Below are 13,944 nucleotides of genomic sequence, written 5' to 3'. Positions count from 1 at the left end.
ACCATGATTTAGATGAACCAAATTAATTCATACATGGGAATCAAAAAACATTTATGATAGAATTAATTCATAGTTTAGGAGGAATAGAATGAATATTTGGCTAGAAGGATTCTTTATATCTGCAATCTTTGGCGCATCATGGATATATAGCACAATGAAGCTTTTATCACCTATCTTTCATAAAAAAGGATGGTTTTTAAGTACGATTGTGTTTGTAATTATACAGATTGCTTTCAACTACATTTTTCTTTTGACAGATTTATATGACATTCTTTATGTAAAATATCCTTTCACCTTTGCCTTAGCCACTTATTCGATCCAATTCATCTTTATAGCAATTATCTTATATCGTTATTATCACAATGCATGGAAAATTCTTTCTGCTCTTGGGTTTACTTTGTATTGTATGAATACATTTCATACTATGGTTTCCTATTCAAGCCTTTTAATCATAAATCATTTTTCTATACCAATAGAAGGAATTGCAGCATCCTACTATAATATAATCATACATTCTATCTCATCATTATTTGGACTAGCATTAGCACATATTTTTACTAAATATTCGCTTTCAACTCATACAGAATTATTATTCAAAACAAAACAAAGGAAACTTATCACAACGATTATTTGTGTAGGGGGGTGGAATATGCATGAAATGATATTTGTTTTTTATCCAATCCTTCCCCTTTCTGCTGAAGCAAATCTTATTATTGGATTTGTATTCTTACTATTAATTACAATTATCTTCATCATTGTGATTATCATGCAAAATAATCGAAGGAAACTAGAATTACAGAAAGCAATTGTTGATCAACAAAACTTTCATATCAATGAGCTTAGTGAAATGCAAATAGAATTATATTCCTTGAAACATGATATTAAAAACTTGATTACTTCTTTTCTATTAGAATATAAAAACACAAATACTGAACAATTACATGATATAGTAGAAAAAGCTTTATCTAAATCGCAATCCTTTAACTTGGATGATAATTCAAAACAATTGAATGTAAATCTTTACCCTATTCGTTCTTTCTTAACAAAGGAAAACCTAAAAAAAGCGTTTCATAATTTCTTTCAATACCATCGATTCTTTATTATTTTCTTCTGTAGTATTTTAGGTATGGTAACAGCTCAGATGTTGTATCATAATATTGAAAAAAATCTATTTCAATTTGTTATTTTTGTTATCATTATTTTATTGTTGTTAATTCCTGTTTTTATCTGTGGGATTTCAACCATCATTATCAACTTACAAAATGAACAATTGCAACAAGATTTATTGCTTTCTCAACAATACTATTTCGAAATGACATCAACTGCTAAACACTCAATTGTTGCCATGCACGAATACTATCAAACATTATTGAACTATCTATCTAATGAAGTAAATAATACAACAATTAAGAAAATTGAAGCATTTATTGGCAAACCAATTACTAGCTTGCCTAATAATTCAAATTATCACTCAAGTTTGAAAGCACTTCACAATATTAAAATACCAGAGGTTAAGAATTTACTTTTAATGAAATGTTCACAGATGATTCAAATGAAGATTCCATTTAAACTAGAGGTAATTTATCCAATTCACTCTGCAATTATAGCGAATATTGATTTGATTCGCTCTCTGGGTATCCTATTAGATAATGCAATTGAAGAATCTATAAATAGTGATAACGCTAAAATTTCGATTATCTTTTTAGATGAAGGTGATTCTATTTATATTAATATCAATAATGTATTATGCAATGTTGATACAAATTTAAAAAACATTTATGAATATGGATATTCCAGTAAAGGCAAAGATCGTGGAATTGGATTATTCAATTATAAGAAAATTATTGGTGCTTATAGCAATGTGATAACTCGTACCAAGATTCGTGATAATTTATTTATACAAGAACTAACCATTCAGAAATAGGAGGTATATGATGATATCTGTATATATATGTGAAGATGAGGCAAAAATGTGCTCTTTTATTGAAACAACAATTGATAACTATATAACGATTAATAATCTGGATATGCAGATTGGTCTTGCAACAAATAAGCCAACCAAAATTGTGGATGAAATTGCTGGTAATCACGTATCAAATATATACTTCTTGGATGTTGATTTAAATGATGATACTTATACTGGTTTTACCTTAGCTAAGAAAATTCGTGAACTTGATCCAAGAGGTTTTATTATCTTCATAACTTCTCATGAAGAGTTGTCATTTGAGACCTTTCGGCATCGTATTGAAGCGATGGATTACATTGTAAAGGGTAATCTTGATACAATCAAAGAACGTATCGCTGTGTGTCTAGAAAGCATTCAGGAGCGCTTGTCAAATGAAAACGATAGTTACAACCCTTATTATCAAATTAAAATATTAGATCGTGTCTATCATATTCCAATTAAGGAAATTATGTTCTTTGAAACATCTGCTTCCAAACATAAAATTATCATGCATGCAGAACAGGAAACATTGGAGTTCTTTGGAAAACTATCAGAAATTGAAGAGACGATTGGCGGCACTCAATTCTTACGAATTCATCGCTCGTTTCTAGTTAACACAGATAATATACAAACCATTTATCTTGCAGATAATAAGGTAGAATTGAAAAATAATACCTTCTGTCTATTATCCAGAAAAGGAAAGAAACTCCTCAAAGAATTATCATTATAGAAGTAATTTAGGAATACAAATCTACCATTTAGGACAGATTTGTATTCTTTTTATATAGAATTGATAGACTAGATGTATATTGAGGAGAAAAAATTATGATAGAGGTTAAAAATCTTACAAAAGACTATGGAAAAGTAATTGGAGCAAATGATGTATCATTAGTTGCAAAACCAGGAGAAATAACTATTTTATTAGGATCAAATGGTGCAGGTAAAAGTACAACAATAAAAAGTATCATTGGGTTATTAAAATTCAAAGGAAGTATTAAAATATGCAGTTTCGATAATATGAGTGTAGAAGCGAAAAAACGTTTTGGATATATTCCAGAGACACCAGTATTATATGACTTACTTACAATCCAAGAACATATAGATTTTATTGGTAATGCTTATCAGATTGATAACTACCAACAAATTGCTGATAAATATCTTACATTATTCAAACTGATGGAAAAGAAAAAGACCATCGCAAAAGAATTATCAAAAGGAATGCGTCAAAAGTTATCAATGATTTTAGCTCTTATGACAAATCCTCAAGCATTGCTGGTAGATGAACCTATGATGGGTTTGGATCCTAACAGTATTCAGGATACTTTACAAATATTAAAGACACTAAAAGATAACGGTGTTAGTATTCTGATGAGTACCCATATCATTGATATGGTGGATGATGTTTGGGATCATGCAATCATTATGAAACAGGGGCATGTATTAGCCGATATTGAACGTAATGAGTTAAAAGATAAATCACTCAAAGAACTGTTTTTTGAATTAAATGGTGAGGACAAAGAACATGAAGAACTTATTTAAACTATTTTTCACTAAGAAAAAAGCAAAAGTAAGAAGTATCTTTGCGAAACCATCTTCAGCAATAGCAACACTGCTTTCATTGCTGGTGTTTGCAAGCATGTTTTTCCCAGTATTTGATACAAGAGATAAACCTGTAATGGATCTTTTGACTTATTCACTATTTACTTTATTTGTAATTGGATTTTCCACTTTCTTAAATCTAATTACCTTATTTCAAAAAAAGAAAGCATTGTTTTTTGAGGAAGATTCTTACTATTTATTTGTAGGTCCTTTCTCAAATCGTCAAATACTATCATACTTATCAGTTGAAACAATGTTTGATTCCTTTATATTAAGTTTAATAAGTATAGTATCTCCAATGATGATTATATCAATGATGGCTATTATGCCAATTACCTACATTCTTTTTGCTTTTCTGATTACAGCTCTTTATAACTATATCATTTTAGTATTACTACAATACTTCTATATTAAAGATATGATTAAAGAAAAAAAAGGAAACACACAGCGTTGGATTGGATTATGTATTTTCATTATTTTAGTAGCTTATGCAATATATAGTTATTTTCAAAGTAGTTTTAATTTCACTGATATTTTTGTGAATTTCACGTATACAAATGATTTCGATTTTATTCCCATCTTAGGTTGGATTAAAACTGCAATGTTTGGTTTTTATCAAAATGATACCCTTATTGTTTTGATTGTAGTAGCTGCATTTATTGTAATTGATATTATATTAGCAGCTTTACTAACACACGTTAAAGGTTACTTCTATGAGCAAGCGATGATTGATGCTATAGACTTTAGTGATTACTATAAAAAAGCGATGGCTGGAATTGAATCAAAAGAAGAAAAAATACATGATGTAACAATTAACTATAAGCAATTAAGTGGTGCAATTCTTTCTAAGAACTTTCTAATTATGAAAAAAACTCGTTCTTTTATTGGTAGACAAGACTTATATAGTTTTATCGCCTTAGCAGTATTTACGTTAATGATTAATCCAAATGTTTATGTATTCTTTGGGTTATTAATATTTTATTTGATGAACTCCGTAGGAAATTCTACTCTAAGTGATGATCTTAAAAATAATTATATTTATTTTATTCCTGATAAACCAATCAAAAAAATGCTTTACTCATTATTGATTCCTGCATTAAAATCAACACTCTTTGCAGTTACAATGATACTAATTGGTTTTATCTTCGTTGATTTGAAACTAACGGAAACGCTCATTGGTATTCTAATCACTTTATCATTTATTCCTGTCTTCTATGCAGGAGTTGTATTGTCAACTCGATTACTAAAAAGTAGAGGAAATAAACTTATTGAATCCATGCTACATATGCTTGTAATGGTAGTTATCTGCTTACCTAGTGGTGGTATTGCTTACTTGGCATTTAAAATGACAGGTGATTTTAGTCAAACTATTACCGTATTAATTCCCACCCTTATAGTATTTAATTTAGCACTAAGTTTACTTATATTCTACATCTGTTCACCAATGATGAATGGAAACGCATATGCTGCTGAATAAACGTATTATAGTCCAATGCAATTTGGACTTTTTTCTTTATGTGGATAAAAATTATGATATAGTTAAATCAACAAAGCGAACATTAACAGGAGGGTTTTATGTCACTAGATATACATTTAAAACAAACAAAATTAATAAAAAAGAAATTCACCTTTGCGGATATCACGAATGCACTTCATGGTTATGCATATGGCATTAGTGATGTAGGATTTATTCTAAGTGATTTTGAAGGTGAATTTGAAGATACATATATTATTTTCTATGATCCTAAAAAAATAGGTAGAGGATTTAGCTTACAGTATATAAGTAGTGAAAGAACAATCAATCTGAATTTGAATGTACCTTGTACTTATCATGATATTGAAGATTTTTATGAATGTACAAAACGATTATGTAAAATGATGGGTATTCAAAAATTCGATCATGATGGAGAAACCCTAACGCTTGAAGATATTCCTGAAAAAGTAAACTACACAATGAACTGGGTTGGTAATGTATTGGATTCTTTTGTGAAAGATAAAAAATTTGGTTATACCTTTGGTGCGCTTTATCCACTTCATGTGGAAGAAAACTTTATACAAAGCATCATAGATTTAGATGAAGAAAACAAAGTAATTGCTTTTGAGGAATATTTACATGAGAAGCAAAATCAGGATTTATACTATGCGAAAGCTAAAGTTTATAAAATAGACAATGATAAGTTAGTTGGATTTTTCACTTTGTCAGAAGGTGTTGATTCTATTTTCCCAGACGAACCTGCACTTCCTATTATGTCAGATGATTTAGACATAAATGATTGGTACATTGGAATTGTATCTTTTGCTGGTGAACCCCATTTAGAAGGGCATATACTATTCAATACATTAAAAGAAGTATTGGATTTATCTAACCTACCTAGATTTGATGAATCACATTTTATTATTACCTTAGATAGGAAACAAATTGAACAACTTCGTCCTTATTTTGTAGAGATATAAATAAATATCCACCGGCTAAGCCGGTGATTTTTTACTATGCGGGCATAGCCCTCCTCCAACAGCTGCCCCTAAATGGGGCCTCATTTCATTTGGTTACACCTTTACGTGTTGCATTTTATTTTCCAAATGGGTCCTTCAAATCCATTGTTAGTTGTTCTGCCTCCCGGTCCTCTTTCAACTGATTTTGTATATACTCCGTTATCTTCTTTGTATTTTTCCCTACTGTATCTACATAGTATCCTCTACACCAGAAAGAGCGACCTCGATACTTGAATTTCATATTCCCCCATTTTTCATATATTATTTGGCTACTTTTTCCTTTCAAATATCCCATAAATCCTGAAATACTATATTTTGGTTGGATTTCAACTAATATATGTATATGATCTATACATACTTCTACTTCTAGTATGTTTACCCCTTTCCATTCACAAAGTTCTCTTATTATCTTTCCTATTTCTAGTCTTTTACTATCGTAAAATACTTTCCTCCTGTATTTCGGTGCCCATACTATATGGTATTTACAGCACCATTTACTGTGTGATAAACTATGTACGTCATTGTTATTCATTGACTTTCCTCCTTGTATTTTTGTTAAATGCAGTTGCTATGCCGCACCTCAATTATACAGGAGGTTTTTTTCATTATCTCTTCGCTTAAGCTTATTGGAACCCCCAGATTATCTGGGGGTATTATTAATACAAAAAACACACAAATACAAAATTTGCGTGTTTTGAAATTCACAAGTTTGTATGAACCCTGATATCTTCCTCTTACTAGAAACTAAATATTAATTATTTCTTTTATAATTAATTCTTCAATACAATTATTTATATTATTCATTTCTCTAACCCATTCAAATGGTTTATTAACTTTCAACTCTTCTGTGATATTTCTTTGTTTTTTGTAATCATCTACTAGTTGAACATATAATTCATTTCCTTCAATATCAATTCTATGAAGGTGTATATATAGTGAATTACTAAGTTTCATTGACATGAACTGCGGATATTTATGTTCTCTTAAATATCTTTATAATAACAACATACTTCCCACTTCTTTGTTTTCTTATTTTCTAATACTGCTATTCTTTAACTTGTCTCCTTTACTTCACCAGTTTCATTCGTTCCATACATCCTTTCTTCAAAAAACTTCTTGTTTATTTTTCCTGCAATGACTATATATCCTCTTGCCTCTAGTTCTTTATTGAGTTGTTTGATTATTTTATATGCGAACGGTTTTGATATGTTTAGATATTGAGAAACTTTGTCATCATTCATAAACACATGCTTTGTCATTTATGGTTTCTTCACCTCTTTTCTGTTATGTATATTATCCGTTCAATATCGAACTGTACCAGTGTGTTATCAGTTCACTTATGACTGTCAAGACTTTTTATTCAATTCCCTTATTCATATTATTTATACAGTTCATTTTTGAAACTTTTTTACTTTTATTCCTACTTTTACTTTGCTATACTTACTTTTGAAAGAGAGGTGCTACCTTATGGACTATTCAATCAGAGAATTAAAACCAAATGAATATTTTCTATTAAAGGATTTTCTTTATGAAGCTATTTTTCAAAAAGATAAGGATAATTTGCTTCCTCGATCAATTTTAGAGAAACCTGAACTGCAAATATATATTGATAAATTTGGTAAGCTTCCCGATGATTATTGTTTATGTGCAGATATTAGTGGTAAGGTTGTTGGCGTTGTATGGGCACGCATTATCAATGGCTATGGCAGTTTAGACTCTCAAACACCTGAATTAGCAATATCCGTCTATGATAAGTATAGAGGAAAGCAAATTGGTCAAAAACTACTCGAACAAATGCTTTCCCTTTTACAATCGAAACACTACAAAAAAGTAGCTTTAGCAGTTCAAAAAGAAAATCGTGCTCTTTCCTTATACAAAAGAGTTGGCTTTAAAATTGTAGGTGAAAATGATGAGGAATATCTCATGTCGTACGCTCTACAAGAGAGAGGATAATTCATAATGACAATAGGAACAAAAATACGAAATCAAAGAATGAAGAATAAGTTATCACAGAAAGATCTTGCTTTAAAAGTAGGAATTAGCGAACCTTCTATTCGTAATTATGAATTAGGTAATCGTATTCCATCTCGCGACATATTAGAAAAAATTGCAGATGCACTGAATATCTCTGTTTTTGCATTAAGTGATCCTAGTTATGATAATAACTACTCAATCATTCACTCTTTGTTTTAACTTGAAAATATAATTGAATTAAAACCAGCTAAAATAAATGGAAAAGTTTATCTAGTTCCCCCTTTCCCTAATGCTATTTATGATGATATTTCCAATTGGTTTGTAGCTTATGTGAAACTCCAGCAGGGAAAAATAACACAAGAAGAATATCAATGATGGAAAGATAGTTATCCAAAAGAAGTAGCCATTAACACCAAAAAGAAAAGATGAACTTTTTGAATGTATTGTCAAAAATATTGTCACACCTCCTATAAACCAACAAAAAACGCCGATAATATCGACGTTTTCTTAGTTTCTATTCTACTCCCACTCGATTATACCGAATGATTATTAAACATATTTGTTTAACTTTTGGGTGCTTTTATTACTACTTTCTATAGTTATTATACTACCTATACGATTTTTGACAAGAAAACAGTATCAAATTAGTATCATTTTTATTCTGCATTGTTTAGATTTGATCAATGACATAAATGAGTGTTATAGACTAGTGCATTTTTATAATTAGTTGGAAGTTTTATGACAAAATAACTTTTCAAACTGTCAACTATATTTATTATTTTAGTTCCATGTTATATTCATTAATTTTATGTATAAATTCTGTATTTTAAAAAAGCATAATTAAATTTTTACTTAAAAAGTATATTTAGTTTTTCTAAATTTTCGGATTCTGCAATTAATACTATATGATCATCTGCATGTAATATGTAATCTGGAGAAGGTGTGACATTCATTTTTTCATCTGGACGTCGAATTCCTAAAATATTGATCCCGTATTGATCGCGCAAATTCAAATTAATCAGCGTTTTATTGACCCATATTTTGGGAGTATTAATTTCTATTACAGAGTAATCATTATCAAATGCAATGCGCTCAATTATATTATCATTTAACAGAGATTTTGCTGTTACTACACCCATTTCTTTTTCAGGACGTACCACTTTATGTGCCCCTACCTTTTTAAGAACTTCCATATAGCGTTTATTCTTTGCCTTCGCTACAACAAAAGGAACGCCAAGTTCCCGTACATTAAAAACAGCCATAATGCTTTCTTCAAGATGTGAACCGACTGCTACAACTGCAATATCACATTCTCCCACTCCAGCATTTCTTAAAACTTCTATATCTGTTATATCCCCTTTTACTGCACTTGTGACACAATCTGCAAGGCGTTGTACACTCTCTATATCTTTATCAATAGCAATTACTTCACAATTCGCATTGCTCAAAGTTTTTGCTATTGTAGAACCAAAAATTCCTAAACCCAATATTGCATATTGTTTATTTTGCTTTACCATATTTATTCTCCTATCCAATCATAATATTTCCTTCAGCATAATCAACAGATTTTTTAGTTTCCTGTCTTATAATTGAAACTAAAAATGTCAAAATACCAATTCTACCTACATACATTAAAACAACAACGATTATCTTTGCAATTGTTGGTAATAGTGTTGTAATCCCTAAAGTTAATCCAACAGTTGCTAATGCTGATACTGCTTCAAATATAATTGTTATAAAATCAAAATCACAAACTATTAGCAACCCAAAAATCCCAAGGAATAATACACCAAGATTTATTACCAATATCGTCGTGGATCGTACAATGAGATCGCGTGATATATGACGATGAAAAATTGATGTCTTTTCTTGACCTCGAATATTACAAATAACATTGATCAGTATAATTGCAAGAGTGGTTGTTTTGATACCTCCTGCTGTCCCTCCAGGTGAGCCACCAATAAACATACAAATTATCATAATAAATTGAGATACTGGATAGAAACCTGCAAAATCAAGCGTTGCAAACCCTGCGGTTCTCAGAGTTACTGAACTAAATAATGAAGCATAAATTTTACCATCAACTCCCAGATTACCTAATGTTGCAGGATTATTAAATTCTATAATAAAAATTAGTAATGCTGGAATAAAAATTAAAATCGCAGAAATAACAATTACAATTTTTGTCTGTAACATCAGTCGCTGTTTTAACCTTATAAATGAAAGCTTACCTCTGAAAAAATCTTTGAACTTATCTCTCAAATCAAAATATACTATAAACCCTAATCCACCTGCAATAATTAAAATCATTACTGTAAAATTCACAATTGGATTATTTACATACTCCACTAAACTATTACTACCAATAATATCAAATCCTGCGTTACAGAATGCAGAAATTGAAGTAAATATTGAGATATAAATCCCCTTCAAACCATATTCAGGAACAAATGCAAATGATAATATAATTGTACCAATAATTTCAAAAACAAAAGTAAAACGAATGATTCCGAAAAGAAATTTTCTAAAATCCAACATATTTGTTTGATTTAACATCTCTCTCATAGCTAACTTGTTTTGAATAGAGAGTTTTTTTCTAATACTAAGAGCAATGCTCGCAACCATACTCATCAAACCCAAACCACCAATTTGAATTAGCAATAGAAGAACCACTTGTCCAAAAGTAGTAAACTGTATAGCGGGAGGCACAACAGCGAGTCCTGTAACACATGTTGCGCTAGTAGACATAAAGAGTGCATCAATAAATGAAAAATACTTCCCATCAACATTCGAAATTGGTAGCATTAAAGCAAATGCTCCTAGTACAATTACTACTACAAAGCTTATCGCTATCTTCTGTGATGGGGAAAACCCATCTAATTTTATTATTTTTTTTAGCGTAGAAGTCATATCTAATATTTTACATCTTTTTCTTTATATTACAAGAGTATGAACAACTAAGTAGTAATGGTAAAAAAAATGACTATGAAAATGAAGGCTTTTAACGATTAAATGACCAAAGGATTAAAAAGAAAATAATATATTTATTAAATAAAAGATCTTTTCGGTCTTTTCTATTCCCACTCGATAATACCGAATGAATGTTAAACATATTTGTTTAGTTTTGGTTGCTTTTATTACTATTTCCTATAGTTATTATACTACCTATATGTTTTTTGACAAGAAAATAGTATCAATTTAGTATCATTTTCTAAGGTTATTCTTGAAATAAGCTTGTTTAAATATCATCTATTAATCCATTTTTTCCACTTGATGAAAACTCTATTATTAAATCTTCTTTAGGTAAAAATTCAGGATAGCCATTATTAACAATAATCAATTGAATATCATTCTCATTATCTTTACATATTTGTATAAGATAACGAATAACTGCATAATATATTTCATCATCTTGAAAGTCTTTTTCTGTTGATGAAGACCCTAAGTTTTTACGTGGAGTATCTATCATTAATAAATTTAAATGATTAAAATCAGGTGATTTTGATTCAATAAATATTGATAAATAATATGCCATAGTTATTAAAGTAACTGCTCCTAAACTACCGATATCATTATACTTATTCCCTCTAACATAGGGTAAATAATTAGTAGTGTTTATATATGAATCACTTAATTTTGGAAACCTAAATGATTGTAAAATATCACTAAACTTATTTGACAAATTATGAAGTATGTCTTTTTTATCAACAGCTGCTGATTTTGATTTAATTTGCTCATTTAGATCGTCAACTTCTTTTTTCTTTTGCTCTAAAAGTATAGTCAATCTATTTAATTCTTTAATAAATCTTAAACTATTTTCTAATTCATCTAATTCCTTATACTTCTCTCCAATCTTTAAATTTATTAAGCTTATTTCTTCTAGATAGGGATTAATAAATTGCTCAGTTAATTCATTAATTGTGCGATTATTAATCTCAATTTTTTCTAATAATTGTTTCTTTTCTTTTTCGATAAACTCCTTTTTTACACTTTGCTCTTTTATATGTTTGTCTAATTCATTCCTTTTTCTAATTACACTACTTCGTTCTGACTTAAGTAATAATATATTTTCCATTACTTCGTTCATTTCATTACCGCATAATTGACAATCCATACCCTCATGTTTTGCTATAGGTTTTAAGCAATTAGGACAATATATAAAATCATATTTATTTATCTCATTAATTCCTACCCTTGCTGCATCAATTTTTTCTACATCTCTATCATATTGATTTGAAAGTTGACACAATTTTTTTATATATTGTTTTTGATTATCTAATTGCTTGTCTAATTTTATTAATTCTAATTTATTAGTTCTAACTATTTCATTTAACTCCTTAACATATTTATTCTCAGACTCTTCATAAGATTTAGATTTGATTTTAAGTAATTGAGTTTTTAAGTTTTTAATTTCTTCTATAATTTTGTTTTTATTAATTTCAATCTCGTTAAAATCATTTATATCTGCCGTTTTTAAAAATTCAGATATCCCATTGTATTTAATTCTATCATTATTTAGTTCTTCTTTCTTTTCTTTTAATCTTACCTTAAGTTCTCCAATTAGATTATTATAGATACTAAATACAATTTCAAATGTCGCTTTTCGCTTAATATCTAAAATATAATTCTTTTCTGCATTAAATATGTCCTCATTGTCTATCTCTGTTTGCTTTAAGTACGAATATTTAAATAAATCACGAAAACTGAATCTTTGGTTTGCAATAGTAAGTCCATCTAACCCAATTTTTGATAATAAAAAATCAGATAATGTTTCTTGTCCATCCACAGGATTTTCATAATAAACACCATTTTTAACAAATGACTTACTATCTATATCATAGATTTCTACTAAAATTGGAAGATCTGGACTAAATAATTTTCTTCGAATTCTAAAAAGTGTATCATTTAATAAAATTTCAATTTCAACATCTTTACATTTCTCACGAACTTCAATGTAATTTTTGTGTGAATCTGCTCCTAATGCATAATTAATCAGTTCAAGTATTGTCGATTTTCCTGTAGAAGTTGGACCTGATATAAAATTCAAACCTCTTTTAAAATTTACTTCATAATTTTTACTATCTCCAGTTAATCGAAAAGCTTTCATAAACATTTTCATAACTATAATCCCCTCTCCTTATAAATTAAATTGTTAATATCACTTATTATATCTTTATTACTAAGTTTGCATATATTTGAAATCAAAAACTTACTGTTTTTATTAGTTCTATCTAAATAAGGATTCTCTATATCTCCAATAAAGTTAGTACCTAGTTCAGTTATTGAGTAATTTCCATTTTCATCCTTATGAATTAAGCCTCTAGCTTCTAAATTTATTAGTACAGAAGAGTAAAGAGTATAATTAGGTACCCAATAAAAATAAGAAAACTCTGTATCAAAATCTGGTCTATAATCTTCTTGATTTATCAACTCCGGAAATTTCAAATAAAAATCATACAATGCCATTCTATCTCTAGTAGTATTTTTTTTGTGTCCCATACCTAGACAATTTAAGAAGCTAATCAATCTAAGCATTATTAATATAAACTCTTGATAACTTACCTTTCTAACAATTTCTTTCATGACTATATCTCCATATACTCGGATAGCTTTAAAAGATAATCCTCTATCCAACCAAGTTTTTTTTCATCCGCTAATTGATGTAACACACCTTTTTTAGCTAACAAAGAATATTCTTCAGTAGATTTGAGAGTAGTAGTATGTAGATCTTCTATTCTCGCACACACTCTACCTAATAACGCATTACCGTCTTTCGAATGGCAATAGATATTATATTGTGAGTTCCAAACTGAATATATTTTATTTTTTAAATTGTTACGCTTAATTCAACCAAAGAATACCTAATGGTACAAAAATAATGTAAGAATGATTGATACAATACAGGAATAAAGGCAGGTATTAAAAATGAAACA

At 29.0% G+C, this 13,944-nt stretch carries 13 protein-coding genes and 1 pseudogene; 7 read left to right on the top strand and 7 right to left on the bottom strand.

Features of this window, described 5'->3' with window-relative positions:
- Positions 1-88: 88 nt before the first annotated feature.
- The 5 genes from M2475_RS04240 (at position 89) to M2475_RS04220 (ending at position 5,998) form a co-directional block, all read left to right on the top strand.
- Entirely contained in the window at positions 89-1,924 is a 1,836-nt protein-coding gene (locus M2475_RS04240) for a GHKL domain-containing protein (protein WP_277489798.1), read from the top strand.
- Between the two features lie 10 nt (positions 1,925-1,934).
- On the top strand, positions 1,935-2,675 hold the full coding sequence (locus tag M2475_RS04235) for a LytTR family DNA-binding domain-containing protein (RefSeq protein WP_277489796.1): 741 nt from the start codon (positions 1,935-1,937) through the stop codon (positions 2,673-2,675).
- Between the two features lie 95 nt (positions 2,676-2,770).
- Complete coding sequence (locus M2475_RS04230) at positions 2,771-3,484, top strand: ABC transporter ATP-binding protein (protein ID WP_277489795.1); 714 nt, start codon at positions 2,771-2,773, stop codon at positions 3,482-3,484.
- A complete protein-coding gene (locus M2475_RS04225) occupies positions 3,468-5,021 on the top strand; it encodes a putative ABC exporter domain-containing protein (protein WP_277489793.1) in 1,554 nt (517 codons plus the stop codon). The genes M2475_RS04230 and M2475_RS04225 overlap by 17 nt, the downstream gene beginning before the upstream one ends.
- 98 nt (positions 5,022-5,119) lie before the next feature.
- Positions 5,120-5,998: a DUF4299 family protein gene (locus M2475_RS04220; RefSeq protein ID WP_277489791.1), complete on the top strand. Its 879-nt coding sequence runs from the start codon at positions 5,120-5,122 to the stop codon at positions 5,996-5,998.
- A gap of 115 nt (positions 5,999-6,113) precedes the next feature.
- Here the strand turns inward: M2475_RS04220 and tnpA are convergent, their stop codons facing one another.
- The 3 genes and pseudogenes from tnpA to M2475_RS04205 all read right to left on the bottom strand — a co-directional run bounded on the left by tnpA (position 6,114) and on the right by M2475_RS04205 (position 7,296).
- Positions 6,114-6,569, bottom strand: a complete 456-nt coding sequence (gene tnpA, locus M2475_RS04215; protein WP_277489789.1) for an IS200/IS605 family transposase — start codon at positions 6,567-6,569, stop codon at positions 6,114-6,116.
- Positions 6,570-6,781: 212 nt separating this feature from the next.
- Positions 6,782-7,018 (bottom strand): annotated as a pseudogene (locus tag M2475_RS04210) (TnpV protein); the annotation flags it as partial.
- A gap of 71 nt (positions 7,019-7,089) precedes the next feature.
- On the bottom strand, positions 7,090-7,296 hold the full coding sequence (locus tag M2475_RS04205; RefSeq protein WP_277489787.1) for a LysR family transcriptional regulator: 207 nt from the start codon (positions 7,294-7,296) through the stop codon (positions 7,090-7,092).
- Between the two features lie 208 nt (positions 7,297-7,504).
- On the opposite strand from M2475_RS04205, the gene M2475_RS04200 reads away from it, so the two are divergent.
- Together M2475_RS04200 and M2475_RS04195 are read left to right on the top strand one after the other, a co-directional pair.
- The gene (locus M2475_RS04200) at positions 7,505-7,990 is read left to right on the top strand and encodes a GNAT family N-acetyltransferase (RefSeq protein ID WP_277489786.1); all 486 of its coding nucleotides are present in this window, start codon (positions 7,505-7,507) and stop codon (positions 7,988-7,990) included.
- A gap of 6 nt (positions 7,991-7,996) precedes the next feature.
- Positions 7,997-8,230 carry a helix-turn-helix transcriptional regulator gene (locus M2475_RS04195; protein WP_277489785.1) on the top strand — a complete coding sequence of 78 codons (234 nt, stop codon included), beginning with the start codon at positions 7,997-7,999 and terminating at the stop codon, positions 8,228-8,230.
- 629 nt (positions 8,231-8,859) lie between these two features.
- Here the strand turns inward: M2475_RS04195 and M2475_RS04190 are convergent.
- The 4 genes from M2475_RS04190 to M2475_RS04175 all read right to left on the bottom strand — a co-directional run bounded on the left by M2475_RS04190 (position 8,860) and on the right by M2475_RS04175 (position 13,594).
- On the bottom strand, positions 8,860-9,528 hold the full coding sequence (locus M2475_RS04190) for a TrkA family potassium uptake protein (RefSeq protein ID WP_277489784.1): 669 nt from the start codon (positions 9,526-9,528) through the stop codon (positions 8,860-8,862).
- A gap of 10 nt (positions 9,529-9,538) precedes the next feature.
- Positions 9,539-10,921, bottom strand: coding sequence for a TrkH family potassium uptake protein (locus M2475_RS04185; protein ID WP_277489783.1), 1,383 nt, complete (start codon positions 10,919-10,921; stop codon positions 9,539-9,541).
- 328 nt (positions 10,922-11,249) lie between these two features.
- On the bottom strand, positions 11,250-13,130 hold the full coding sequence (locus M2475_RS04180; RefSeq protein ID WP_277489782.1) for a hypothetical protein: 1,881 nt from the start codon (positions 13,128-13,130) through the stop codon (positions 11,250-11,252).
- Between the two features lie 2 nt (positions 13,131-13,132).
- Positions 13,133-13,594 carry an ABC-three component system middle component 2 gene (locus tag M2475_RS04175; RefSeq protein WP_277489781.1) on the bottom strand — a complete coding sequence of 154 codons (462 nt, stop codon included), beginning with the start codon at positions 13,592-13,594 and terminating at the stop codon, positions 13,133-13,135.
- Positions 13,595-13,944 lie beyond the last annotated feature (350 nt).

The organism is Breznakia sp. PF5-3 (genome assembly GCF_029504745.1).
In the GTDB taxonomy this organism is placed as follows: domain Bacteria; phylum Bacillota_I; class Bacilli_A; order Erysipelotrichales; family Erysipelotrichaceae; genus Breznakia.
The sequence above is the reverse complement of the archived record's forward strand: the minus strand, read 5'-3'. Positions and strand labels throughout refer to the sequence as shown.

Coding starts and splice junctions, on each gene's coding strand:
- M2475_RS04235 (WP_277489796.1), top strand. CDS start 1,935: ATGATATCTGTATATATATGTGAAGATGAGGCAAAAATGTGCTCTTTT.
- M2475_RS04205 (WP_277489787.1), bottom strand. CDS start 7,296: ATGACAAAGCATGTGTTTATGAATGATGACAAAGTTTCTCAATATCTA.
- M2475_RS04195 (WP_277489785.1), top strand. CDS start 7,997: ATGACAATAGGAACAAAAATACGAAATCAAAGAATGAAGAATAAGTTA.
- M2475_RS04180 (WP_277489782.1), bottom strand. CDS start 13,130: ATGAAAATGTTTATGAAAGCTTTTCGATTAACTGGAGATAGTAAAAAT.
- M2475_RS04225 (WP_277489793.1), top strand. CDS start 3,468: ATGAAGAACTTATTTAAACTATTTTTCACTAAGAAAAAAGCAAAAGTA.
- M2475_RS04185 (WP_277489783.1), bottom strand. CDS start 10,921: ATGACTTCTACGCTAAAAAAAATAATAAAATTAGATGGGTTTTCCCCA.
- M2475_RS04200 (WP_277489786.1), top strand. CDS start 7,505: ATGGACTATTCAATCAGAGAATTAAAACCAAATGAATATTTTCTATTA.
- M2475_RS04240 (WP_277489798.1), top strand. CDS start 89: ATGAATATTTGGCTAGAAGGATTCTTTATATCTGCAATCTTTGGCGCA.
- M2475_RS04175 (WP_277489781.1), bottom strand. CDS start 13,594: ATGAAAGAAATTGTTAGAAAGGTAAGTTATCAAGAGTTTATATTAATA.
- M2475_RS04220 (WP_277489791.1), top strand. CDS start 5,120: ATGTCACTAGATATACATTTAAAACAAACAAAATTAATAAAAAAGAAA.
- tnpA (WP_277489789.1), bottom strand. CDS start 6,569: ATGAATAACAATGACGTACATAGTTTATCACACAGTAAATGGTGCTGT.
- M2475_RS04190 (WP_277489784.1), bottom strand. CDS start 9,528: ATGGTAAAGCAAAATAAACAATATGCAATATTGGGTTTAGGAATTTTT.
- M2475_RS04230 (WP_277489795.1), top strand. CDS start 2,771: ATGATAGAGGTTAAAAATCTTACAAAAGACTATGGAAAAGTAATTGGA.